Raw genomic sequence first — 1,519 nt, forward strand, 5'->3', positions numbered from 1 at the left:
TTCTTGGTCGGGATCGTGGTGTTGCGATCGATCAGTCGGGTGAAGACCCCGCCCAGCGTCTCGATCCCCAACGACAGCGGCGTCACGTCCAGCAGAACCACATCCTTGACGTCGCCTTGCAGCACGCCGGCCTGGATCGCGGCGCCCAGGGCCACGACCTCGTCGGGGTTGACGCCCTTGTGCGGTTCCTTGCCGAAGAAATCGGTGACTTCCTGGATGACCTTGGGCATCCGGGTCATGCCGCCGACCAGGACGATCTCGTCGATCTCGCCCTTGGAGACGCCGGCATCCTTCAGCGCATCGGCGACCGGTTTCATCGTTCGCTTGATCAGATCGCCGACCAGCGATTCCAGCTTGGCCCGGCTCAGCTTCATGACCATGTGCAGCGGCGTGCCGCTGTCCTTGTCCATGCTGATGAAGGGCTGGTTGATCTCGGTCTGGCTGGAGCTGGACAGCTCGATCTTGGCTTTCTCGGCGGCCTCCTTCAGCCGCTGAAGGGCCATCTTGTCCCTGGTCAGATCGACGCCGTGCTCTTTCTTGAATTCGTCGGCGAGGTAGTTGACGATGCGCATGTCGAAATCTTCGCCGCCCAGGAACGTGTCCCCGTTGGTCGATTTCACCTCGAACAGGCCGTCGTCGATTTCCAGGATGGTGATGTCGAAGGTGCCGCCGCCGAGGTCATAGACCGCGATCGTCTTGCTTTCCTTCTTGTCCAGACCGTAGGCCAGCGCGGCCGCGGTCGGTTCGTTGATAATGCGCAGGACTTCCAGGCCCGCGATCTTGCCGGCGTCCTTGGTGGCCTGACGCTGGGCGTCGTTGAAATAGGCCGGAACCGTGATGACGGCCTGCGTGACCTCTTCGCCCAGATAGGATTCGGCGGTCTCCTTCATCTTCTGAAGGATCATCGCGCTGACCTGCGCCGGGGAATATTTCTCGCCCTTCACCTCGACCCAGGCGTCACCATTGCCGCCATCCACGATGGAATAGGGAACCAGCTTCTTGTCCTTCTCGACGGCCTCATCGCCGATCCGACGGCCGATCAGACGCTTGACCGCGAAAACGGTGTTGGTGGGGTTGGTCACGGCCTGGCGCTTGGCGGATTGGCCGACAAGCCGCTCGCCATCGGTAAAGCCGACGATCGAGGGCGTGGTACGCGCGCCTTCGCTGTTCTCGATGACCTTGGGCTGGCTGCCATCCATGATGGCGACGCAGCTGTTGGTCGTGCCAAGGTCGATGCCGATAACTTTGGACATGTGTTTCTAACCTCTCTTGCGGCGATATCCGTGAGCCTCGGGTCCGTTATGGCCCCCGCGGCCCGATCCCGTTTCGTTGCGGCAACCGGCCGCAGCCGGGTGCTTCGGGGCTGTATATAGGGTTGCTTTTCCGGCCCGCAAGCATCCGCGACACGCAATTTGCACGGGAATTCGACCGGTTCCGGCCGCTAGCCCAGCGTCCAGCTGGCCGATTGATACTTGCGCGTGGTAAAGTTGATCAGCAGGCCGATCATGAAGACCGCCAG

At 61.7% G+C, this 1,519-nt stretch carries 1 protein-coding gene; it reads right to left on the minus strand.

The features are described 5' to 3' along the window. The coding region (gene dnaK / locus B4A72_RS05955) for a molecular chaperone DnaK (protein WP_292978224.1) at positions 1 to 1,253 on the minus strand (1,253 nt) is incomplete at its 3' end. Positions 1,254 to 1,519: the final 266 nt, after the last annotated feature.

This window comes from Paracoccus sp. UBA5162 (assembly GCF_002413585.1).
Lineage (GTDB): Bacteria > Pseudomonadota > Alphaproteobacteria > Rhodobacterales > Rhodobacteraceae > Paracoccus.